At 28.6% G+C, this 24,983-nt stretch carries 21 protein-coding genes; 8 read left to right on the top strand and 13 right to left on the bottom strand.

Annotated features, from left to right (window positions below; all coding sequences use genetic code 11):
• Nucleotides 1–4 precede the first annotated feature (4 nt).
• The 7 genes from ACTG44_RS05045 to ACTG44_RS05015 all read right to left on the bottom strand — a co-directional run bounded on the left by ACTG44_RS05045 (nt 5) and on the right by ACTG44_RS05015 (nt 10,252).
• Nucleotides 5–2,425, bottom strand: coding sequence for a glycogen/starch/alpha-glucan phosphorylase (locus tag ACTG44_RS05045; RefSeq protein WP_479919945.1), 2,421 nt, complete (start codon nt 2,423–2,425; stop codon nt 5–7).
• 13 nt (nt 2,426–2,438) lie between these two features.
• The gene (gene glgA, locus ACTG44_RS05040) at nt 2,439–3,881 is read right to left on the bottom strand and encodes a glycogen synthase GlgA (RefSeq protein WP_479921412.1); all 1,443 of its coding nucleotides are present in this window, start codon (nt 3,879–3,881) and stop codon (nt 2,439–2,441) included.
• A gap of 28 nt (nt 3,882–3,909) precedes the next feature.
• Complete coding sequence (gene glgD, locus ACTG44_RS05035; RefSeq protein ID WP_021383704.1) at nt 3,910–5,040, bottom strand: glucose-1-phosphate adenylyltransferase subunit GlgD; 1,131 nt, start codon at nt 5,038–5,040, stop codon at nt 3,910–3,912.
• A gap of 1 nt (nt 5,041) precedes the next feature.
• Nucleotides 5,042–6,202 (bottom strand): glucose-1-phosphate adenylyltransferase, encoded by a 1,161-nt coding sequence (locus ACTG44_RS05030; protein WP_021383694.1) that lies wholly within the window; start codon nt 6,200–6,202, stop codon nt 5,042–5,044.
• Between the two features lie 771 nt (nt 6,203–6,973).
• Nucleotides 6,974–8,017 carry an SPFH domain-containing protein gene (locus tag ACTG44_RS05025; protein WP_021383684.1) on the bottom strand — a complete coding sequence of 348 codons (1,044 nt, stop codon included), beginning with the start codon at nt 8,015–8,017 and terminating at the stop codon, nt 6,974–6,976.
• A 20-nt stretch (nt 8,018–8,037) separates the two neighbouring features.
• Nucleotides 8,038–8,484 (bottom strand): NfeD family protein, encoded by a 447-nt coding sequence (locus ACTG44_RS05020; protein ID WP_479919944.1) that lies wholly within the window; start codon nt 8,482–8,484, stop codon nt 8,038–8,040.
• Between the two features lie 181 nt (nt 8,485–8,665).
• On the bottom strand, nt 8,666–10,252 hold the full coding sequence (locus ACTG44_RS05015) for an NAD(P)H-hydrate dehydratase (RefSeq protein ID WP_479918292.1): 1,587 nt from the start codon (nt 10,250–10,252) through the stop codon (nt 8,666–8,668).
• Nucleotides 10,253–11,053: 801 nt separating this feature from the next.
• Between ACTG44_RS05015 and ACTG44_RS05010 the strand changes: the two genes are divergently transcribed.
• The 7 genes from ACTG44_RS05010 to ACTG44_RS04980 all read left to right on the top strand — a co-directional run bounded on the left by ACTG44_RS05010 (nt 11,054) and on the right by ACTG44_RS04980 (nt 18,480).
• Complete coding sequence (locus ACTG44_RS05010) at nt 11,054–11,956, top strand: ABC transporter permease (protein ID WP_479918291.1); 903 nt, start codon at nt 11,054–11,056, stop codon at nt 11,954–11,956.
• Nucleotides 11,943–12,698, top strand: coding sequence for an ABC transporter ATP-binding protein (locus tag ACTG44_RS05005; protein ID WP_021383681.1), 756 nt, complete (start codon nt 11,943–11,945; stop codon nt 12,696–12,698). Before ACTG44_RS05010 ends, ACTG44_RS05005 begins: the two co-directional genes overlap by 14 nt.
• Nucleotides 12,699–12,795: 97 nt before the next feature.
• Nucleotides 12,796–13,833, top strand: a complete 1,038-nt coding sequence (locus ACTG44_RS05000; protein ID WP_479918290.1) for an ABC transporter substrate-binding protein — start codon at nt 12,796–12,798, stop codon at nt 13,831–13,833.
• A 792-nt stretch (nt 13,834–14,625) separates the two neighbouring features.
• Nucleotides 14,626–15,528, top strand: a complete 903-nt coding sequence (locus tag ACTG44_RS04995; RefSeq protein WP_479918289.1) for an ABC transporter permease — start codon at nt 14,626–14,628, stop codon at nt 15,526–15,528.
• A complete protein-coding gene (locus ACTG44_RS04990) occupies nt 15,515–16,270 on the top strand; it encodes an ABC transporter ATP-binding protein (RefSeq protein ID WP_021383597.1) in 756 nt (251 codons plus the stop codon). The genes ACTG44_RS04995 and ACTG44_RS04990 overlap by 14 nt, the downstream gene beginning before the upstream one ends.
• 139 nt (nt 16,271–16,409) lie before the next feature.
• Entirely contained in the window at nt 16,410–17,432 is a 1,023-nt protein-coding gene (locus tag ACTG44_RS04985) for a CD0873 family tyrosine ABC transporter substrate-binding lipoprotein (protein ID WP_479921411.1), read from the top strand.
• 31 nt (nt 17,433–17,463) lie between these two features.
• The gene (locus tag ACTG44_RS04980; RefSeq protein ID WP_479921410.1) at nt 17,464–18,480 is read left to right on the top strand and encodes an ABC transporter substrate-binding protein; all 1,017 of its coding nucleotides are present in this window, start codon (nt 17,464–17,466) and stop codon (nt 18,478–18,480) included.
• Nucleotides 18,481–18,691: 211 nt separating this feature from the next.
• Here ACTG44_RS04980 and ACTG44_RS04975 read toward each other — a convergent pair whose 3' ends face one another.
• The 4 genes from ACTG44_RS04975 to modA form a co-directional block, all read right to left on the bottom strand.
• The gene (locus tag ACTG44_RS04975; protein WP_479918286.1) at nt 18,692–19,249 is read right to left on the bottom strand and encodes a sugar O-acetyltransferase; all 558 of its coding nucleotides are present in this window, start codon (nt 19,247–19,249) and stop codon (nt 18,692–18,694) included.
• Nucleotides 19,250–19,254: 5 nt separating this feature from the next.
• Nucleotides 19,255–20,331, bottom strand: a complete 1,077-nt coding sequence (locus ACTG44_RS04970; protein WP_021383641.1) for a sulfate/molybdate ABC transporter ATP-binding protein — start codon at nt 20,329–20,331, stop codon at nt 19,255–19,257.
• The gene (gene modB / locus ACTG44_RS04965; RefSeq protein ID WP_021383675.1) at nt 20,332–21,015 is read right to left on the bottom strand and encodes a molybdate ABC transporter permease subunit; all 684 of its coding nucleotides are present in this window, start codon (nt 21,013–21,015) and stop codon (nt 20,332–20,334) included. It lies immediately after the preceding gene.
• Nucleotides 21,016–21,163: 148 nt separating this feature from the next.
• A complete protein-coding gene (gene modA, locus ACTG44_RS04960; protein ID WP_479921409.1) occupies nt 21,164–21,976 on the bottom strand; it encodes a molybdate ABC transporter substrate-binding protein in 813 nt (270 codons plus the stop codon).
• Nucleotides 21,977–22,168: 192 nt separating this feature from the next.
• On the opposite strand from modA, the gene ACTG44_RS04955 reads away from it, so the two are divergent.
• Nucleotides 22,169–23,098: a substrate-binding domain-containing protein gene (locus ACTG44_RS04955; protein WP_479921408.1), complete on the top strand. Its 930-nt coding sequence runs from the start codon at nt 22,169–22,171 to the stop codon at nt 23,096–23,098.
• Nucleotides 23,099–23,262: 164 nt separating this feature from the next.
• Here ACTG44_RS04955 and ACTG44_RS04950 read toward each other — a convergent pair whose 3' ends face one another.
• Both ACTG44_RS04950 and ACTG44_RS04945 read right to left on the bottom strand, forming a co-directional pair.
• The gene (locus tag ACTG44_RS04950) at nt 23,263–23,706 is read right to left on the bottom strand and encodes a hypothetical protein (protein ID WP_479921407.1); all 444 of its coding nucleotides are present in this window, start codon (nt 23,704–23,706) and stop codon (nt 23,263–23,265) included.
• Between the two features lie 201 nt (nt 23,707–23,907).
• The gene (locus ACTG44_RS04945) at nt 23,908–24,888 is read right to left on the bottom strand and encodes an alpha/beta hydrolase (RefSeq protein ID WP_479921406.1); all 981 of its coding nucleotides are present in this window, start codon (nt 24,886–24,888) and stop codon (nt 23,908–23,910) included.
• Between the last annotated feature and the right edge of the window lie 95 nt (nt 24,889–24,983).

Here is a 24,983-nt window from a genome sequence, read left to right as displayed (position 1 = left end):
CTAATCACACCCTTTTAAACCAAATGTCTTTTGCATATTCAGAAATTGTTCTGTCTGAAGAGAAAAATCCCGAGTTAGCTATGTTAATCAAAGACATTGTATTCCATTTTTCTTTATCTCTATATAATCTATTTATATCAGCCTGAGCTTGACCATAATTTTCAAAATCTCTCAATACAAAATATTCATCATTGTAAGTAGTAAGTGAATTATAAATACTTCTTCCTTCTTCACCTAGATTAGGAATAAATCCATTTATTAAATCATCTACGACTCTTTTTATATTCATATTAGAATGATATAAATCAAGTGAAGAATATCCACCATACTTATTATAATTCAATACTTGTTCTGCACTAAGCCCAAATAAAAACATGTTTTCTTTACCCACTTGTTCACATATTTCTACATTTGCACCATCAAGTGTAGCCAAAGTTATAGCACCATTCATCATAAACTTCATATTACTTGTTCCAGATGCTTCCTTTGTTGTAGTTGAAATTTGCTCACTAACATTTGCTGCTGGTATTATTATCTCTGCTAATGATACTCCATAATTCTCTAAAAATACTACTTTTAACTTGTCCCTTACTCTAACATCATTGTTTATAGTACTTGCAACAGAATTTATAAATTTAATTATACACTTAGCTAAATAATATCCTGGTGCAGCTTTTGCACCAAATATAAAAGTTCTCGGGTCAATATTTAAATTAGGATTATCAAGCAACTCATGATACATATGAAGGACATTAAATATATTCAACAACTGTCTTTTATAAGCATGTAATCTCTTAACTTGAACATCAAATATTGAACTTGGGTCGATATTTAAATCATATTTACCTTTTATAAACTTTGCTAAATTTGCTTTATTATCGTATTTTATATCATCAAGTCTCTGTAAAACAGAAGAATCATTTTTAAATTTTTCAATATTCTTTAATTGTAAAGTATCCTTCTTCCACGAATCACCAATTAAATCTGTAATTAAATTACTAAGTTGAGGATTTGAACTTATAAGCCATCGTCTATGTGCAATTCCATTAGTCTTATTATTAAATTTATTTGGTTCATCTTGATAGAAATCTTTCAATACCTCAGTTTCAAGAATCTGAGTATGAAGCTTAGCAACTCCATTTACACTATGACTTGTGACAATACATAAGTTTGCCATGTTGATGTTATCCCAGTGTATTATACTCATTCTATTTATTCTATCTTGGTCATATCCTTTATTATTTAATTCCTCTACATATCTTCTGTTTATTTCTTCTATTATCATATAAATTCTTGGTAATAGCTCTTTCATCATACTTACAGGCCATTTTTCCATAGCTTCTGACATTATAGTATGATTAGTATAAGATACTGTTTTTTTAGTTATTTGCCATGCCTCATCCCAAGATAAATCTTCTTCATCAAGCAAAATTCTCATGAGTTCTGGTATACATAAGGTAGGATGTGTATCATTTATATGAATTGCTACCTTATCAAATAAATTGTTGATATCCAATTTGTTCTTTTTATATTTTCTTATTATATCTTGTATACCTGCACTCACAAAAAAGTATTCTTGTTTTAATCTCAATAACTTTCCTGCATAATTTGAATCATCTGGATATAGCACCTGTGATATTTCCTCAGTATAATACTTATGTTTTAAAGCCTCTTCATAACTACCAGAATAATTTAGAGCATTTGAAGTAAGTTCACCAAAATCTCTCTTTGGTATCTCACTTTTAAACAATCTTAAAGTATTTATACATTGATTTTGATACCCAATTATCGGTATATCATAAGGCATTGCCATTACAGGAAGGTAGTTTTTATGGATTACTTTTAAATGACTACCTTCCTTAACTAATTCCACCTCTCCACCAAACTTCACCATTGTTGCTTCATTTGGTCTTACAGTTTCCCAAGCATATCGTCCTTCTGTAAGCCAGTTATCAGGTACTTCTACCTGATAACCATTTATAAATTTTTGTTCAAACAAACCGTATTTATATCTTATTCCATACCCTTGACCACTTATATTCAAGGATGCCATAGAATCTAAAAAGCAAGCTGCTAGTCTACCAAGACCACCATTTCCTAAGGCTGGGTCTGTTTCAGCTTCAATTAAACTATCCAAATTAATTCCTAATTCTGATAAACCTTCTCTAACTTCTTCTTCAATATTCAAATTTAGTAAATTGGATTTTAATTGTCTTCCTATCAAAAATTCAAGACTAAAATAATAAACTTCTTTTTTCTTGTCTAACTTTGTAGCAACCCATTTTTTTGCTATTTCATCTTTCAGTAAACTACATAGTGCATTTAACAATTGTTCATCAGTAGCTTCCTTGATAGATTGTGCATATAAGCTATACATTTTCACTTCAAATTTTTGCTTGAATTTCTTTTTGCTTATTGTTACCAAAAAAACCACTCCTTTAATCACATATGTCTCTATATGTTTCTATATACTCCTTAGCTGATTTTTTCCAACTATTATCTGTGTTCATTGCATTTTCAACTAATTTAGTCCATTCTTCTTTATCTCTAAACACTTTGATTGCATTTTGCAAACAGAAAAACATCTCATGAGCATTGTAATTTTTAAAACTAAATCCATTACCTTCACCAGTAAATTTATTGTAAGGTATTACAGTATCCTTAAGTCCTCCGGTCTCTCTAACTATTGGTAAAGAACCATATCTCATAGCCAACATTTGCCCTATACCACAAGGCTCAAATAGCGATGGCATTAAGAATATATCACTTGCAGCATATATCTGTTGAGCTAATGATGTATTAAAAGTAATTCTAGCTGATACTTTATCTGAAAAATTAGAGTCATAATAATTGAACATTGATTGATATTGATGTTCTCCTGTTCCTAAAACAACAATTTGTAAGTCTTCTCTCATAAGTTCAGGCATCATATACGCTATTAAATCAAATCCTTTTTGAGAAACTAATCTTGAAACTATTCCTATCAATGGAATAGACGAATCTTTTTTCAACCCTAAAATATCTTGTAACTTCAATTTATTTTCTACCTTTTTATCAATAGAATCTACATCATAGTGAACAAATATGTCTTTATCTTTTGCAGGGTCGTTTAAATCGTAGTCTATACCATTTAATATACCTTTTAATTTTCCTGATTCTTTTCTAAGCAAACCATCTAATTGTTCACCATAAAATGGTGTTTGTATTTCATTAGCATAAGTAGGACTAACAGTTATAATTTTATCTGCAAAATTTATTCCAGCTTTCATAAAGTTTATTGAGCCATAATATTCTATATCTCCATTATCAAAGTATTTTTGAGGTAAGTCCAATATATCATCTAAAACAAACTTATCAAACACACCTTGATATTGCAGATTATGTATAGTATACATAGTTTTTATATTTTTATACCCCTCAAGGGTTGCATATCTCTCTTTTAAAATCAATGGTAACATGCCTGTATGCCAATCATTTATATGTATTACATCTGGATAAAAGTCAATTCTACGTATAGCTTCTAAAACAGCATTTGTAAAGAAAGTATATCTTTCTGCATCATCTCCATATCCATATATACTCTTTCTTTCGTCTTCCCTTCTAAAATAAAATTCATTATCTATAAAGTAAAATTTGACACCATCCAGTTCCATTTCTAAAAGTCCACAATATTGATTTCTCCATCCAACACGTACACTAAACACAGCTATTTCTTTTAGTTGATCTTTTAAATAACTTGGTATAGTTGAATATTTAGGCATTATAACCCTTACATCTACACCTTCTTTTTTTAATTCTTTAGGCAATGCATAAGAAACATCTCCTAATCCTCCAGTTTTTGCAAAGGGCCAACACTCTGCTGTTACATAAAAAACCTTCACTAGTCATTCCCCCTTCTAAAAAATATATTTATATACTTGTATTCTTTTCTACTACAAGAGGATATTTTTCATCTCCTCTTAACTCTTTTCCATTTGATATATTTGTATTTTTATCTAATATTGCATTATATAATTTTACATTTGACTTTATTACACAATTTTGCATTACTATTGAGTTTTCTATAACTGTTCCCTTTTCAACATTGACCTTTCTAAATATAATACTATCTTTTACAGTCCCTTCAATTAGGCAACCTGATGCTATAAAACTATTTTCTACTTTAGCACTATCTGTATAAATTGTAGGAGATTCATTCTTTTCTTTTGTAAATATCTTTCTTTCAGAATACAATAATTCATCAGCAATTTCTAAATTTAATAAATCTTTGCTCATTTCAAAATATGATTCAACAGAATTTACACATTTTAGATATCCTGTATACTCATAAGCTCCTACTTTCATATTTTCTGCTTCTTCAATAATGAATTCTTCTAGATAACAATAATTGCCTTTATTTACAATATTATATATACATTCTACAAAATCTTCACGTTTCATAATATAAGTTTCCATACATATATTTGCTCTAGGGAATTTACCCAAATTATTTCCGACATTTATTACCCTATTGTTACTGTCTAAATTTAAAGTTAAATTACCAGCAAAATCTTTATTTGCATTATTTACATTTTTATATACTATAGTTATATCATTATGAGATTTTTTATGGTATTCTAATGCCTGAGAATAATCTAAATTGCATAGCATATAACTAGGAGCTATTAAAATATATTCTTCTTCACTCTTTTCTATATAATCTAGATTTGCTAAGATAGTGTATATATCACCTTCTCTATGTGAATAAGTATTTCTGTACTTAGTGTTTTCTGGACTAAAAATTGATAAGCCACCTTTTTTTCTACTTAAATCCCAATCTTTCCCACTACCTATGTGGTCTGTCAATGATCTGTATTTTTCCTTTGCGAATATTCCAACTTTAGTGATTCCTGAATTTATCATATTAGATAAAGCAAAGTCTATTATTCTATATCTTCCAGCTATTGGTGTAGATGCTATTGGTCTTCCATAATTAAGTTTGTTTATTGCTGGGTCTCCTTTTTTGTTTAAATTTATTATACCTAAACATTCATTTCTCATCTTAAAGACCTCCTTCTATTAATACGCATCTAGGTTCGATATTTTCATACTCAGAAACTACATTTATTTCATTATTTACATTTTTTATCTGAACATTATCATTTATAGTTGCACACTCACCTATCATAGCTTTTTCTATAGTTACATTTTCACCTATTACAACATTTGGCATTATTACTGAATCAATTACTTTACTTCCTTTACCAACAACAACTCCATGTGATAATACAGAGTTCCCTACTTCACCTAAAATCCTACAACCATCTGCTATCATTGATCTATGAACATTTGCATTTTTACCTATATATTGTGGAGGCATCGCCATAGTATTTGTATATATCTTCCACTTAGGGTCTGCTAAATCAAGTGTTTCTGGAGATTTTATTATATCCATATTGGCATCCCATAAACTTTGTATAGTCCCTACATCTCTCCAATAGCCTTTAAATGGATAAGCATACATTCCAACATTATCCTCTAACATTTTAGGTATTAAATTTTTTCCAAAATCATCATAATTTATTTCTGAATTTTTTTCTGCTTCTTTAAAGTAACTTCTCAACATTTTCCAATCAAATATGTACACTCCCATAGATGCCAAATTACTCTTAGGTTCGCTTGGTTTTTCTTCAAATTCATAGACACTTGAATCTTCATTTGTATTCATTATTCCAAATCTAGAAGCCTCATCCCAAGGAACTTCAATTACTGCTATTGTAGCTTTAGAGCCTTTTTCTTTATGAAACTTTAACATCTTGCTATAATCCATTTTGTATATATGGTCACCAGATAATATCAATACATATTCTGGATTATAAGTATCTACAAAATCCATATTTTGATATATTGCATGTGCTGTACCATTATACCAATTTCCCTCTTTTTCATTCATAAATGGTTGTAAAACATATACACCACCATTTATTCTGTCCAAATCCCAGTGACTTCCCATACCTATATGTGAATTTAATATCAATGGTCTATATTGAGTTAAAACACCAACTGTATCAATACCAGAGTTTGAACAATTACTTAACACAAAATCAATAATTCTATACTTGCCTCCAAATGACACAGCTGGCTTGGCAATTCTCTTTGTAAAAACTCCTAACCTTGAACCTTGACCTCCTGCCAAAATCATAGCTAACATCTCTTTTTTCATTTAATGACACTCCCCTCATCTAGTAATTAATATTTATAATTGCATTTTTACTTTTATAAACTCTATCAGTCAATAAATGCTGTGTATAAATCTTGCTAAAACGATACTTTAATAAAAATAAAATAATACCAACTATACAATTGATATAATGTATACCCCATAATGGACTTATCTACGTATACATTATTTTCCATAAAGACTATAGTATTTATTAATATTCAATTCTCAGTTAAAAAATAATACAAATTTTATTTTATAGACATAAAAAACATTTTTTATAAATCTTTTATATTGTATAAACATACTTATTTTTTATTTATTAAATTCATAATAGTAAAACATAATTCTAATTTTGTAAAATAATTATATAAAAATTTTTAAATAACCACTAGTCAATTTTATCTTTATATTAATATTTATTTTCTTGTCATCTAAACAATAAATTATGAAATTCCAACTCAATTATTAGTTTTCTTAGTAGTATCATTGATACTTTTATAACTATGTATGCTAATAGTACAAATGATTAGTTAAAATCATTCTCATTACCTACATGTTTTATATATTATTATATAACACTTTTTATATTAGTAAAGTATAAATTGTATAAAGATTCTGTTAATTTATTTTTATAATACCATTTTTTAAATAAAAACAAAGAAGAAGACTTAAAAAGCTATAAGTCTTCTTCTTTTCAACGTGCATTTTTGTGCTATATTTAATTAATTCGACCTTTAATTTCCATTTCCTTCCTTCGATAACAAAACTCTTTTATTTTTTTAATGACTCATTGTCACCTAGAACTTCTTTTACATCTAATATATCTTTGTTATCATCACTCATAACTTCTTTTATACCTTTAAATGTTCCTAAGAAATTAACTGCTTCTGAAGGTAAAACAAGTTTTGTTGACTTACCTTCAGCCATTTTTTCAAGTGCTTCCATAGATTTTAATGCTAAAATATTATTATCAATATCAGACTCTTTCATTGCTGAAAATACTAGTTTTAAACCTTCTGCTGTTGCCATTTGAGTTCTCTTTATCATTTCAGCTTCACCTTGTGCCTTAGCAATAGCTGTCTGTCTTATAGCTTCAGCTTCACCTTCTGCAACCAATATAGCAGATTCTTTTTCACCTTCTGCTACACGTACCATAGCTTCTTTTCTAGCCTCTGCTGTTAATATTGCAGATTGTTTTTCTCCTTCTGCTTGTAATATTGCAGCTGATTTATTACCTTCTGCTTGAAGTATTGCTTCTCTTCTTTCTCTTTCTGCTCTCATTTGTTTTTCCATAGCAACTTGAATATCATGAGGAGGCATTATATTTTTTAACTCTACTCTGTTTACTTTTATTCCCCATTTATCTGTTGCTTCATCTAGGATAGTTCTCATTTTTACATTTATTATATCTCTTGATGTTAATGTTTCATCTAAGTCAAGTTCACCAATTATATTTCTTAATGTTGTAGCTGTTAAGTTTTCAATAGCAGCTATTGGATTTGCTATCTCAAATACATATCTAACTGGGTCTGTAACTTTATAATACACAACTGTATCAATCTGCATAGTTACATTATCTTTAGTTATAACTGGCTGAGGTGGGAAATCTATTACGATTTCTCTCAAGTCAATTACATATGCCATTTTATCTAGAAATGGTATTAAGAAATGTACACCTGTCTCTGCTACTTTCTGAAACTTACCAAGTCTCATTATTATACCTACTTTAGATTGTTTTATAACTCTTATGCAGGTTAAACTTATTGCTACGACTACTACAATTAATACAATACTTAAAACAATTTTAGTACCCATACTATAAATCCTCCTCTATTCTATTGATTCGTAACACTAGTTGTAGCATTTACTTTTTTAACAACTAGTTTTACCCCTTCTATTTTCAATACTTCTACTGTGGCATCTTTTTCTATCTTTTCACCATCTATAGAAATAGCCGTCCATGTTTCATGTTCAACTACAACTAGACCTGTGTTATTTGGAGAAATCTCTTCTGTAACAATACCTTTCTTAGACATCATTGCTTGTAAATTAGTATTAGACTTATATCCTTTATCTTTTTTTACAATTTTTTTAGTAGCTACAACCAACATTGCTATAGAGATTACTGCAAATATTAAAATTTGTAATAATATACTCTCTATAAAGCTACTTAAAAATATAAGAATTACCGCTCCTACACTAAACCATATTAGTGTCAAGCTTGGTGTCAACATTTCTGCTATTCCAAATAAGATTGCTACTATCAACCATATTAACTTCATACTATCTACCCTCTTCTCATATGAATTATATAACCCTATATAAATATTATGTTTATACAATGCTTTTAACTATAAATTTAAACTCTAAATCAATAAAATAAATTAATTTTAAATTAATTTAATAGTATTATATCAACATACTTTGTTAAAGTTGTTACAAAGTAGTATCAAATATAATTTGTTATCCAAGCAAAAACTCCTTCATTGTTAACGAAATGTTACTTATTAAATCTGTGGCATTTATTGTATACATCTTTTTACTTAATTTATCTCCTATATAGCCATGTATATATGCTCCACTAACTGTAGCTTCAAATATATCCATACCTTGACCTATAAATGAAGTAATCATACCAAGCAAACAATCTCCCATCCCACCAGTTGCCATACAGCTATTTCCTGTAGGATTTATATATGTTTTTTTACCATCTGTTATGACAGTTTGATATCCTTTTAAAAGTACAACAACATTATATTTTTGAGCAAATTCTTTTGCTACATCTACTCTATGTTCTCTTATATACCCAATTGAGTCTCCTGTCAACCTGGCCATTTCTCCCAGATGAGGTGTAATCACGAATCTATTTTTCCATTCTAAAAAGCTATAACATCTATCTTTCATAATGTTTAATCCATCAGCATCTAATACAATTGGGCAATTAGAATTTTCTACTATTTTGAGTAATTTATCAAATGTTTGATTATTATCTCCCATTCCCGGACCAAAACCAATTGCATCACTAGAACTCAATAGTTTATCTAATCTTTCTTCTTCAAAATTTGCAGTCATTGCTTCTGTAAGCCTAATAGATGCCTTGTTTTGTACATCTTCTTCACTAATTAACGTTACAAGTCCACTTCCACTCTTAACAGCAGATTCAGTTGCTATAAAACTTGCACCATAAAATCCTTTTGAACCTGCAACTATAGATACTTTTCCAAAATCGCTTTTAAAGCCATGTATATCTCTTCTTCTAATACTATTTTTCACAAAATTCTCATCAGTTATGAACTCATCTTCATGGTATTTTCTTGTAATAAAATCTGGAACGCCGATTTTTTCTACAATTACATCACCTATAAGTGAACTAGTATCATAGTTTAAAAAACCTCTCTTATAAAACTCAAAACTAATTGTCTTATTTGCTTTAATACAAGTTCCTAATACATATCCTTTATCACTATCTATACCAGATGGAATATCTATAGAATATGTATTTTTACTGTTATCATTTACTATATCAATTACTTCTTTAAAAATACCAGTTATATCTCGTTTTAATCCAATCCCAAATATAGCATCTACTACAACATCACTTTTAGATATTGTATTTTTAAATATTGTTAAATTTTTATTTTTTATAATATTTTCTTTCTCAACCTTAATAATTTTATCAACTTCTTTTTCATTTGTATTTCCAGCTTCTTTTTCATTTAAATCATTTTTATTAATATTTATAATATTAATTCCCATATTTAAAAGTATGTTGTAGTTTATTTTAGAACATTCACTTAGTTTTTCAAGATTACCAACTAAAAATACTTCTATATCTTTTCCTTTTGTATTTAAATGTCTTGCTATTCCAAGACCATCTCCGCCATTATTTCCAACACCACATACAACAACATAACTATTATATATATCTATATCCATATTTTTCATTGCAGACATCACAGCGTTTTCCATTAATACAACCATTGGAATTCCCAACTCTTCCACACATGCAGCATCAACATTTTTACTTAAATTAGATGTACCTATCAGCATAAATCATCACTCCTATAAAGTTAAAGACTTCTTAAATATCCACAGATAAATATCTATTGAAGTCTTTTTAATATCATAAATGTCATAATAAAATTACTAAAGCTAAAATTTTAAAGCAATTTAAAATAACAAAAAATTTTGAATTAAAATAATTATTTAATTTTATTATATCACATAATTTGAGTTATTATGTTGGTTTAAAGCCTATTTGAACTAATCATCTAAAGATTTTTTACTTTTTATAATCTTTTATTGCTTATTGATATTTTTTATTTTTATTTAGAAAATAGTAATCAAGAATATTACTATATTCCACACATAAAAATTTTTTTATTTAAATCAAATTTTCTGATAATTTAACAATTTTTCAAAATTTATAGTTGACTTTTATTTTTTACTGTATTAAACTAATTACTATACAAAATAGAAAACAAAATTTTCAAAATTATTAAATTAAAAGGAGAGATAAACATGAAGACTTTATTAAACAAACAAGTACGATTTTTTAATAGCCAATTTAGTTAGGGTTTGTAGCTAAGTTAAGACAAATTGTCATGACATAGATACAAACCCCTTAGGATTATGATTTTTAAGGATTGTATCTGTGTTGGCTATAGTAATTGTTGTTAAAGTTTTTATTTTATCATCATAATATAGAGCCACATGGATTATACTGTGTGGCTCATTCGTGTTTTTGCCATACAGTTATATGTACTGTGTGGTTTTTTTATACCAAAATTCAATTTTAAAATTAAATTTAAAAAATTATTTAAAAATATTTTTCAAAGGGGTGTTTTATTTATGTCAGGTATTATATCTGTAATGACGCAAAGTTTAATTTTATCAATCATGGCACTGGGGGTTTATATAACTTACAAAATCTTAGATTTTCCAGATATGTCTGCCGATGGTAGCTACACAATGGGTGCTTCTATCGTAGCATTTTCTCTTACTAATGGTATTTCCCCTGTAGTGGCAACACTAATGGCTATATTATGTGGTTGCACTGCTGGTCTTGTTACTGGAATTCTTCACATTAAGTTTAAGATTTCTAACTTGCTTTCTGGTATTTTAGTTATGGGGATGCTATACTCTATCAATTTAAGAATAATGGGAAAATCAAATATCCCTCTATTTAGTTTCAAGCACTTATTCAATGGAGAAGTATCTCCTATAGTTTTAGCCTTAGTATTCGTTTTTATCTGTAAAGTCTTCTTAGACTTATTCTTAAAGACAGGTCTTGGATACACTTTAAAAGGTGTTGGTGATAACTCTCAAATGATTAAATCTTTGGGTATAAATATCGGTTCTATAAAGATACTAGGACTTATGATTTCAAATGGACTTATAGCTTTATCTGGTAGCCTTATGGCTCAGTTCTTAGGATTCTCAGATGTAAATATGGGTATAGGAACTTTAGTTCTTGGAATTGCATCTATCATAATTGGTATTACTTTATTTAAGAAATTCACTTTTATTAAAGATACTACTGCAATAATCGTTGGCTCTTTTATATACCAATTCACTATATACTTTGCAATGAGTTTAGGAATGTTATCAACCGACTTAAAACTAATAACTGCTATAGTTATAATAGCTTTCTTAGCTACTGGTAACTTAAATATTTCACTAAAAAAAAACAACCACAAAACTAGTACCAAAAATAAATCCGAAAAAAGAGGTGTTATAGATGTTACAAATTAAAAATCTTTCAAAAAGTTTCCCTAATCCATACGGTCAACCTAATACTATATTTGAGAATTTATCAATTGATATAGAAGATGGTGAATTTGTAAGTATCATAGGCAGTAATGGAACTGGTAAATCTACTTTATTAAATATAATATCTGGGCTTATAAAAGAATCTTCTGGTGAAATTACTTTAGACAATAATACTATAACAAATTTAGCCGAATACAAAAGGACTCAGATAGTAAGTAGAGTTTTTCAAGACCCAAGCCTTGGAACTTGTCCTTCTATGACAGTTAGAGAAAACTTATCTTTAGCTCTTAATAAAGGGAAATTATTGAACCTAAAAAGATGTCTTCGTCATAAAACGAATGACTTAGAACATTTACTTGAAGGAATTTCTTTAGACTTAAAAAAATACTTAGATATAAAAGTACAATATCTTTCAGGAGGTCAAAGACAATCACTATCATTAATTATGTCTAGTTTATCAAGTCCTAAAGTTCTCTTGCTAGATGAGCATACAGCAGCACTTGACCCTAAAACATCAAATGAAGTTATTGGGTTAACAGACAAAATAGTAAGAGAAAAAAATATAACTACACTTATGGTTACTCACAACTTAAAACATGCTCTTCAATATGGTGATAGGTTGATAATGCTTCATAAAGGTGAAGTTGTCTTAGATGTAAGAGATAAGGAAAAAGAACAATTAACAGTTGAAGAAATCTTAGAAAAATTCGAATATGCAGTTTAAGAAATAAGAAACTTAGTCTTAAGCAAGTATACTTATAATCTTTTATATGAATATATGAACAAATATAATTATTTAAATTTTGAGGGAGGAAAATAAAATGATAAAAAGTAAAAAAATATTAAGTTTAATTATAGCAGGAGTACTTGGTGTATCAATGCTTACTGGATGTTCTCAAAATGGTGACTCTAGTGCCTCTAATGAAAAGAGCAAAACAGATAGCAATAAACAAAAAAATATAGGTATCACTCAATTAGTAGAACATCCATCTCTAGATAAGGCAAAGAAAGGATTCATAAAAGCACTTGAAGACAAAGGCTATAAGGATGGAGATAATATAAAAATAGACTTCCAAAATGCACAAAATGATATGCCTACTACACAAAGTATTGCAAGTAAATTCGTATCTGATAAAAAAGATTTGATATACGCTATATCTACTCCATCTGCTCAAGCAGCTTATAATGCTACTAAAGATATACCTATAATCATGACTGCTGTTACAGACCCTGTAGAAGCTGGGCTTGTTAAATCTATTGAAAAACCAGGTGGAAATGTTTCTGGTACATCAGACTATCTTTCAATTGATAAAACATTGGAATTAGTTAAAACACTAGCTCCAAAAGCAAAAAAAATAGGTGTTATATACAATACTAGTGAAGTTAATTCAAAAACTCAAGTTGATTCTCTACATGATTATGCTAAGAAAAATAATTATGAAGTTGTCGAAAAAGGAATTAGCTCTTCAAGTGAAGTCAATCAAGCTATTTCTAGCCTAGTTGGCAAGATAGATGTTTTATATGTTCCTACTGACAATTTAATAGTTTCTTCTATGCCAATAGTTTCTAAAGTTGCTAATGAAAACAAAATTCCTATAATAGCTTCTGAAGAAGGCTCTGTATCTTCTGGTGCTTTAGCTTGTTGTGGAATAGACTATGAAAAGCTAGGCTACAAAGCTGGAGAACTTGCTATTGAAGTGTTAGAAGGAAAATCTGTTGGTGATATACCAGTTACTATGTTAGATGAAACTGAAATAATAATTAATGAAGATACACTAAAAGCACTTGACATGCAAAAGTTATCAGCAGATAATATAAAGTATATAAAGTCAGATGAAAATACAAAATCTGCAGAATAACACTTATTAATTTCAACAAAGTAGGTAATATGAAAACTTTATATAATAAGTACTCTTATCCACCCTAACCCTTTGAAAATTGTGCTTATTTTAGCAATTTAAGTATTGCATATAAAGTTATTCATTTTCCATAAAAGTCGTCTATATTGACGACTGATTATGAAAGTTACATAACTTTCTAATCACAACTTGAGCTGTCCAAAAGAATTTTAATATTCTTTAGACAGCTTTTTTTTATAAAATTGTATGGATGTATATACATATAGACTCTATGCTTAGTAAATATTTTCACAAATTTTCCACATTAATCCAAAGCTAGGATAACGTTTCTTTCAATTACTACATTAATTTAAAAGTTATCTAAGCATACATTATTTAGTATTTTAATTAAATTTAGCAGTTGACTTTTATTATTGTATAATTTATAATTTATAACAAGTCGAGAATACATATAATTTTCTGACTAATTAAAATATTAAAAGGGAGAGATAATTATGAATACTTTATTAAACAATAAAAAATATTATTATTATAGCCACTATTTTTAGGGTTTGTACCTACGTTTTAACATAGATACAGGCCCCTTAAGACTATTAACATTTTGGGATTGTATCTATGTTGGCTATATTGTTTATAGAGTTTTCATTTAACTATATAAGAGCCACATAGATTAAACTATGTGGCTTATTCGTGTTTTTCACCACATAGTTTTGTATACTATGTGGTTTTTTTATACACAAAATTAGCAAATAATTAAAATTATAAAAATATTTTCAAAGGAGTGTTTTATTTATGTCAGGTATTATATCTGTAATGGCGCAAAGTTTAATTTTATCGATTATGGCACTGGGGGTTTATATAACTTACAAAATCTTAGATTTTCCAGATATGTCTGCTGATGGTAGCTACACAATGGGTGCTTCTATCGTAGCATTTTCTCTTACTAATGGTATTTCCCCTGTAGTGGCAACACTAATGGCTATCTTATGCGGTTGCACTGCTGGTCTTGTTACTGGAATTCTTCACATTAAGTTTAAGATTTCTAATTTGCTTTCTGGTATTTTGGTTATGGGGATGCTATACTCTATCAATTTAAGAATAATGGGAAAATCAAATATCCCTCTATTTAGTTTCAAGCACTTATTCAATGGAGAAGTATCGCCTATAGTTTTAGCCTTGGTGTTTGTATTTATCTGTAAAGTCTTCTTAGACTTATTCTTAAAGACAGGTCTTGGATACACTTTAAAAGGTGTTGGCGATAACTCTCAAATGATTAAATCTTTGGGTATAAATATCGGCTCTATAAAGATACTAGGACTTATGATTTCAAATGGACTTATAGCTTTATCTGGTAGCCTTATGGCTCAGTTCTTAGGATTCTCAGATGTAAATATGGGTATAGGAACTTTAGTTCTTGGAATTGCATCTATCATAATTGGTATTACATTATTTAAGAAATTCACTTTTATTAAAGATACTACTGCAATAATCGTTGGCTCTTTTATATACCAATTCACTATATACTTTGCAATGAGTTTAGGAATGTTATCAACCGACTTAAAACTGATAACTGCTATAGTTATAATAGCTTTCTTAGCTACTGGTAACTTAAATATTTCACTAAAAAAAAACAACCACAAAGCTAGTACCAAAAATAAATCCGAAAAAAGAGGTGTTATAGATGTTACAAATTAAAAATCTTTCAAAAAGTTTCCCTAATCCATACGGTCAACCTAATACTATATTTGAGAATTTATCAATTGATATAGAAGATGGCGAATTTGTAAGTATAATAGGCAGTAATGGAACTGGTAAATCTACTTTACTAAACATAATATCTGGACTTATAAAAGAATCTTCTGGGCAAGTATTATTAAATAAACATAATTTATCTAACTTAGCTGAACATAGAAGAACTCAAATAGTAAGTAGGGTTTTCCAAGACCCAAGTCTAGGAACTTGTCCTTCTATGACAGTTAGAGAAAACCTCTCTCTAGCTCTTAATAAGGGAAAATTATTAAACTTAAGAAAATGTCTTCGTTACAAAAGAGATTTCTTAGAAAACTTATTAGAAGGAGTATCTCTTGATTTAAAAAAATATCTTGATGTTCAAGTACAGTTTTTATCAGGAGGTCAAAGACAATCACTATCACTAATTATGTCATGCTTGACAAATCCTTCTGTCTTATTACTTGATGAACATACAGCAGCACTTGACCCTAAAACATCAAATGAAGTTATTGAGTTGACTAATAAAATTGTAAGAGAAAAAAATATAACTACACTTATGGTTACTCACAACTTAAAACACGCTCTTCAATATGGTGATAGGCTAATAATGCTTCATAAAGGTGAAGTTGTCTTAGATGTAAAGGGTAAAGAAAAAGAGCAATTAACAGTTGAAGAAATCTTAGAAAAATTTGAATATGCAGTTTAAAATATATCTATTATACTAATTTAAGTTTAGTTTATTTCTAAAAATAAACTCAAAAATATAATAATTATGCTAACTTTACAACAATTCATATGAATATATGAACATATATAATAACAAAATTCTTGAGGGGGATATAAAAATGATTAATAAAAAAAGATTGGCAAGTTTAGTTTTAGCTGGTGCACTTAGTGTGTCTATGCTTACAGGATGTTCACAAGGTGGACATTCTGGTAATTCAAAACAAGAAAGTACTTCTAAAAATAAAGAAGTTAAAAAAATTGGAATAACTCAATTGGTTGAACATCCAGCATTAGATGCTACCAAAGCAGGATTTGTAAAAGCATTAGAAAAGAATGGATTTAAAGATGGAGAAAATATTGATATAGACTTCCAAAATGCTCAAAATGATATGCCCACTACACAAAGTATTGCAAGTAAATTTGCATCTGACAAGAAAGATTTAATATTTGCTATATCTACTCCATCAGCTCAGGCAGCTTTCAATGCTACTAAAGATATACCTATACTTATGACTGCTGTAAGCGACCCTGTTGCTGCTGGATTAGTTAAAACACTTGAAAAACCAGGTGGAAATGTATCTGGAACATCAGATTTTGTTTCTGTAGACAAAGGCTTAGAACTTCTTAAAATATTTGCTCCTAATGCAAAAACTATAGGAGTTATGTACAATACTAGTGAGGTTAATTCAAAAGTTCAAGTAGATGCCTTAAAAGAATATGCATCTAAAAATGGTTTTAAAGTTGTTGAAAAGGGTGTAACTACTTCAAATGAAGTCAACCAAGGAATTTCTAGTTTAGTTGGTAAAATAGATGTCTTATATGTTCCTACAGATAACTTAGTAGCTTCTTCTATGCCTATAGTTTCTAAAATAGCTACTGAAAATAAAATTCCTGTTATAGCTGCTGAATCTGGACCAGTCGAAAAAGGTGCTCTTGCTTGTCAAGGTATCAACTATGAAAAATTAGGTTACAAAACAGGTGAAATGGCTGTTAAAATTTTAAATGGAGAATCTGTTTCTGATATGCCTGTAGCTACATTGGATGATACGGATATCATAGTTAATGAAGATATATTAAAAGCTTTAGGCATGGAAAAACCTTCTAATGATAATATTTCTTATGTAAAAACTAAGCAAGAATAGATATAATAGATTTTTTGAGGGAGTGGTCAAAATGAAACGAAGTAAACTAATAAATTTAACTTTGATTGGTGTTCTTAGTATATCTACCATTACAGGTTGCTCTAAGAATAATGAAGGTGATTCAGATGAATCATCCAGCAAAAACAATGATATAAAAAAAATTGGTATTACACAATTAGTTGAACACCAAGCTTTAGATGCATCTAAAGAAGGCTTTGTTAAAGCTTTAGAAGATAATGGATTTAAGGATGGTAAAAATATAGAAATAGATTACCAAAATGCACAAAATGATATGCCTACTACACAGACTATAGCAAGTAAATTCGTATCTGATAAAAAAGACTTGATATTTGCTATATCTACACCATCTGCTCAAGCTGCATATAATGCAACTAAAGATATACCTATACTTATCACTGCTGTAACTGACCCTGTTTCTGCTGGGTTTGCAGATTCTTTAGATAAGCCAAGTAAAAATGTTTCGGGAACTTCTAACTTTACACCAATTGAAAAAAGTATGGAAGCTCTTGATGTACTCGTTCCAAAGGCGAAAACTATAGGTGTCATATATAATACTAGTGAAGTAAATTCTAAAGTTCAAGTTGATAATCTGAAAAAATATGCTGATAAAAAAGGACTTAAGATTGTTGAAAAGGGAATTAGTTCTTCTAGTGAAATAAATCAAGCAGCTTCTAGTTTAATGGGAAATGTTGATGTTATTTATGCTCCTACAGACAATTTACTTGCTTCTTCCATGCCTATAGTATCTCAACTTGCTACTAAAAATAAAGTCCCTATAATAGCAGCAGAGGAAGGAATGGTAAAAGGAGGAGCGTTGGCTTGCCAAGGTATAAATTACGAAAAATTGGGATATAAAACTGGTGAGATGGCTGTTAAAGTGCTAAAAGGAGAATCTAAAGTTTCAGATATGCCTATAACAAGTTTAGATGAAACTAATTTAATTATTAATGAAGATACATTAAAAGCACTTTCTATAGATAAACCTTCTGACAATAATATAGTTTACGTTAAGACTGAAAATAAATAATTTGACTACTCTAGTTTGAACGATATAAAATTAAATATATTTTCTCTATAATTACTATGCCTGTTTCTATAAGTTTTTTAAACCAAGAAACAGGCATATATTTTTACTTTAATATATTTTCTATTTAAAATTATGTGTAAACACTCTTAATTTATTTTTATAAGCTTTCTTTTTATAGACTTCATTTTTACAAGATTTATATAATCAATATTTATTCCTCTATTTTCTTTATTACTCTGCATGGATTTCCAACAGCCACAGTATCTGATGGAATATCTTTTGTCACTACACTTCCTGCACCTATTACTACATTATCACCTATAGTAATACCTGGAGTTATGATTACTCCACCACCTATCCATACATTATTACCTATTTTCACAGGAGAACCATACTCTATACCAGAATTTCTAAGTTGTGCATCCATTGGATGATAGGCTGTATAGATTTGAACATTTGGTGCTAGCATTACATTATCACCGATTTCTATTTTACATACATCCAAGAATATACAATCATAATTTGCAAAAAAATTTTCACCTACATGGATGTTATATCCATAATCACATCTTATATTTTGTTCTACATTTATTTTACTACCTACTGAACCAAATAGTTCGCTTAGAATTTCTTCTCTTTTCTCATATTCATCCTCTAAAGTGTTATTAAATAGTCTAGTTAATCTTTTACATTTCTCTCTTTCTTTTACTAGAATTTTATCACTTGCATAGTAACCTTTCCCTGACAACATTTTTTCTTTTTCAGTCATATAATTTACTCCTTTTCGTTATAATTGTATCTAAAGCAAAATAAATATTCCTGTGGAAAATCTAAATAAATGCTGTCTCCCTTCTTAAATCTCATTTTACTCTTTTCTAATTCTATTTGAATAGGCATACACTGGTTAGATAAATCGTGTTTTCTAACGTATATAGTATATGTAAATGGATTTTCTATAATGTTAATCAATTCAAAACATAGCTTTCCACTTAAATCTTCATTAGAATCCAAGACATTAATATGATGCTCTCTGATTCCCACATATTCTATATTATCACCTATTACTCTATTTAATGTCAACTCACATCCCCAATCTGTAGCATAAACAGTATTTTTATCTATCCTATTTAATTTAGATATATTTTTACATCCTGTTATCTTTGCTTCCATAAGATACTTTGGAGATTCAAACAATTCTTTTTTAGGTCTTTTGGGAAGACCTTCTCCTTTGTTATATACCATAATATCATCACAAACTCTATAAGCTTCCTCAATATCATGAGTAACAAATAATATATCTCCTTTGTAGTCTTTTAGCATATTCATAAGTTCTTTTTCCATGTTACTTCTTAAATGATGGTCTAGTGCTGAAAAAGGCTCATCTAGAAGTAATATATTTGGAGATGTAGCTAATGCTCTAGCTAGTGCCACTCTTTGTTGTTGACCACCAGATAATTGCCAAGGATATCTCCCCTCAAATCCATTTAATTTAAGTATGTCCAGGTATCTTTCTACTATTTCTTTTTTTTCACTCTTACTCAGTTTTAAAAGCCCAAGCTCAATATTTTGGCTTACAGTCATATGTGGAAATAAAGCATAGTTTTGAAATAGAAAGCCGACTTTTCTCTCTTGTGTTGACAAATTTATCTTTTTTTCAGAATCAAACAATACTATATCGTTTAATACAATCTTACCTTTTGTTGGTTTCTCAAGCCCTGCTATACATTTTAATGTCATACTTTTTCCAGAACCAGATTCTCCTAGAAAACCTAAAATTCCTTTTTCTTGTTCAATTTTTACCTTTAATTTAAAAGAGGATAAATCTTTTTCAATATCTACATATAAGCTCAATTATCTACACCTCTTTCCTATAATTTTCTGCTGAAATTCAGACCAATAATTTAATAATAAAATCATCGCTATGGATATTGCTACAATAATCATAACCCACATCATAGCCTTATTCATATCTCCGCCCTCAACTGCAAAAAATATAGCTATTGGCATAGTTTGAGTTTTTCCAGGTATATTTCCAGCTATCATAAGTGTAGCACCAAATTCTCCAAGAGCTCTAGCAAATGACAGCACCAATCCACCAATTATTCCAGGCCATGCTAATGGAACTGCAATCTTAAAAAATATGTTCCATTCATTAAGACCTAACGTCCTAGCAGCTGACAACATATTATTGTCAATCTGCTCAAATGCCGACCTTGAAGTTCTATACATCATAGGAAAAGACACCACTACTGCTGAAATTACAGTTGCTGTCCAACTAAATATCAAGGTCTTATCAAAGTTTAATAAAAACTTACCTACAAACCCATTTTTACCACATAACAATAATAAAAAGAATCCTACAACTGTTGGTGGCAAAATTAATGGAAGTGTAAATACCCCATCTATAAGACCTTTCCATTTACCTCTATAGTTAGCCATAATATATGACACAAATATTCCTATTATAAAAGTTATCACTGTTGACAAAAAAGATGTCTTAAGTGATATCCATAAAGGTGACCAATCTGTTCCCATCTTTCCCTCCTTAATCTTAAATGGAAATAGTGAAATTAATATGTCTATTAATTTCACTATTTCCATTTTATTATAATATACAATTATTTTCAATTTTCATTTATTTATATATAATTTATACTTAAATATACATAACTTATTTGTAAACTTATTCTACTTTTTTGTACCCAAATTCTTCAAAAATCTTTTGACCTGCATCACTTAACAAAAACTCTTCAAATTTCTTAGCAGCATCTACATTTTTACTAGCTTTAATTACTGAAACTGGATATGTAATAGGTGAATGAGTTTTTTCATCTGTTTTTTCAACCACTTTTATCTTATCATTATTAACAGTATCACTAAAGTAAACGAATCCAACATCAGCATTTCCTGATTGCACCCATGCTAGAACTTCTTTTACATCCTTTGCAAATACTAACTTGTCTTTTAATTTATCTTTTAAATCTAAATTAGTTAATACTTCATCTGCATATTTCCCTGCTGGAACACTTTCAGCTTCACCAACAGCAATTTTCTTTACTTTATCCGATGTCAAATCTTTCATACTAGACACATCACTGTCAGTAGAAGAAATAAGAACTAAATCATTTTTTACTAAGTCTTTCATAGTATCAGAAACCAGTAGCTTTTCTTCATCCAAAGCTTTCATTTGTTTTTGACCTGCTGAAATGAATAAATCACATGGTGCTCCTTGTTCTATCTGTTGTTGTAATGAACCTGATGCTCCATAATTAACTGTAAGTTTTACATTTGAATCAACTTTTTTGTATTCTTCTTCAAGCTTTGCCATTGCTTCTTTTAAACTTGCAGCAGCCGATATGTTTAACTCTACTGCATCACTACTTTTATTTGTTTTTTCTTGTCTTTCATCCTCTTTCTTGCTTTCATTACTATTGCATCCAACTGTCCCCAAAGTTAAACATGCAACTAGCCCTAATATTCCCAATATTCTTTTCATACCAATCTCCCTTTTTATAAATTTAATACACATTTTAATATGTTTTATCATGTTTTATCATGTTTTGTTACGTATAACTTAATTATATATACCTACTAATAAATTTTCAAGTAAATTATTTATATTACTTTTAAATATTTTCCTACATTTTTCTTTTTTTAATGTTAAAATAACCTTATATGGAGGTGTATTATGGACTCATTATCATCTTTGACGCCTGTTGAGGTAGCTGAATTATTAAAGATAACAAAAAATACTGTATATGAATTAATCAAAAGAGGTGAACTTCCTTCTTATAAAGTAGGAAAAAAAATAAGAGTTGATATTAAAGATGTTGAAGAATATATCAACAGTCAAAAGACTGGTAAAATAAAAGATACACATTTTAACAATAAAAATATGTCTATAAATAATAATTTTAAAGTTATTATTTCTGGTCAAGATGTAATATTAGATATTTTAGCTAGGTCTGTTGAAAAAAAATTAGATGGAGTAAATACATTTCGCTCTTATATAGGTAGTTATAATGCTTTATATGAATTATATAATGGTAGAGTTTCTATAGCATCATCTCATCTATGGGATTTTGAAACAGATGAATATAATAGCACTTTTGTTAAAAAACTATTACCAGGAATCCCATGTGTACTTATAAATTTGGCTTATAGAATGCAAGGTTTTTATGTTGCTAAAGGCAATCCTAAAGAAATAAAAACTTGGGAGGATTTAACTAGACCAAACATAACTCTTGTCAACAGAGAAAAGGGGGCTGGTACTAGGGTTCTACTTGATGGTAAGCTTAGACTTCTAAATTTTAATGGTAACCATATAAAGGGTTATGACAATGAAGAGTTATCACATCTTGGAGTTGCAAGTACTGTTTCTCGTGGAATAGCTGATGTTGGTTTAGGGAATGAAAAAGCAGCGTTACAAGTAAATAATATTGACTTTATTCCTCTTCACAAGGAACGTTATGATTTAGTTATTAAAAAAGAAGACTTACAAAATCCAGTCTACCAAACTATAATTAACATAATAAACTCAGCTGAGTTTAAGGCTGAACTTCAAGGTCTTGGTGGATATGATTTAACTGATGCAGGTAAAATCATAGCAGAAGTATAGAATTAAAATCGCAATCTATTTTATAAGATTTATAATTTTTTGCAAAATTTATAACTCGAGGACAAAATAAATTGCGATTTTGGTGTATTTTTGAAAATATTCACCTTATTTATTTTAACACCTAATACAAATTTCAATATAGTAAATTTTATAGTACTATTATATTAATAGATATTTACATAATAGTACTTTTCCTTAACATAGATTAACATATGATGTACTCTAACAAGCAACACTCTTCCTTGGTTATATATATGTGGCAATATGTATGAATTTAATACATTATATACAATGTTGCTTTCTTCTTGTATTTTTTCAACTAATAAGCTATTTATAAAGGTATCCTTTTCATTTTCAGTAACTTTACACCAATTTATTTTAACTTTTAAGATATATCTTCCAACTAGGTATATACATTCTACAATAAATAATAAAAATACAATATAATCAGTACCCCCTACCTGATATAAACTCCCCGATACCAACGGTTTAGCAAAGAAATTATAAAAATTTAAAGTATCTCCTGTATAATCAAAAAGTATTAATAGTAATCCTAAAACTCTTAATACCTTCATATTCAACATTTCTTTATTATTTTTGTTTTTCATATATATTACCTCTCTTTTCTTTAGATTTTATTGTAATATAATACTAACTCTTTCATTTGAGGTATAAATGAATTTAATTGGTAGTTATTTTCATTTTTACTAGAAATTAATTCACATTACTAAATATTATTTATATTTAAACATAAAAATAGCTTATCTATTTTTGCTAAATGCCAAAATAAATAAGCTATTAATATACAACTAATTTTTATCATTAACAACATTACTATCTATAAATTTAAAGATTTTATTGAAATATACCGTTTTATCATGCTCATATCCATCAACATGACCAACACCTTCTATAAGCCATATCTCTTTTTTATCGTGTTTAACTAAATTATACATTTTTTGGCTGTTTTGATAATCACAGACATTATCATTTGTTCCATGTATAAATAGTATAGGAGCATTAGACTTTTTAACTGCCTCATCTGGTCTTACATCACTGTACCAAAATCCAGATTTGAACTTATTATATAAATCTCCACATGTTATTACATAGTTGACTAATACCTTTGGTATGCGCTTTTCTATTACTCCCATTCTAATCGCTTCTCTCATTTTAGAATAAGGAGAATCCAGTATATAAAAATCAACGTCTCTATTTCTAAGGTTTATCTCTGTATGCATAGCAGCTGTTCCTGCCCCCATAGAAAACCCATGTATCCCTAGTCTTCCCTCTGGAAATTTATTTTTTACAAATTTAACTAAACTATCTAAATCATACCTTTCATAAAGTCCAAATGTATAATTATCGCCTCCACTATTACCAGTATTTCTTTGATTGTAGATTAATACATTATAACCTTTATCTAAGTATCCATATGCTACCTTTAGCATTTCATAGTGACAACTTCCTATTCCATGAACAAGTATAATAGTATCTTTTGTCTTTATATTTGAAGTTATAAAAATACTTTCAAGTTTGTAATTATTAGAACTCTGTATCATTAATTCATCTGTCTTATAGTTTTTTAATTTCTCTAGTGGTTTATCTTTTCTCTCAGAAAATACTTTTATCACATCTTCTTTTTTTATTAGTTGTTCTGAACCAACTGAACTATCATAAACTAATTTACCAAATATATAAGATACAATTAATAGAATTAACAGAAATACAACTGATATAATTATAATCTTACTCCTTAAACTAACATAATTTTTAAAATTATTTTTCATCTTTATTTACCATACAATTTTCCTATATTATATTTTTTAAGTAATAGAATAACTACTTATACTACTCTTATCATTTCTATTATACCTATTAACAT

The sequence above is a fragment of the Clostridioides sp. LIBA-2809 genome (assembly GCF_056688965.1).
This window is presented reverse-complemented; position numbering and strand designations above follow the sequence as displayed.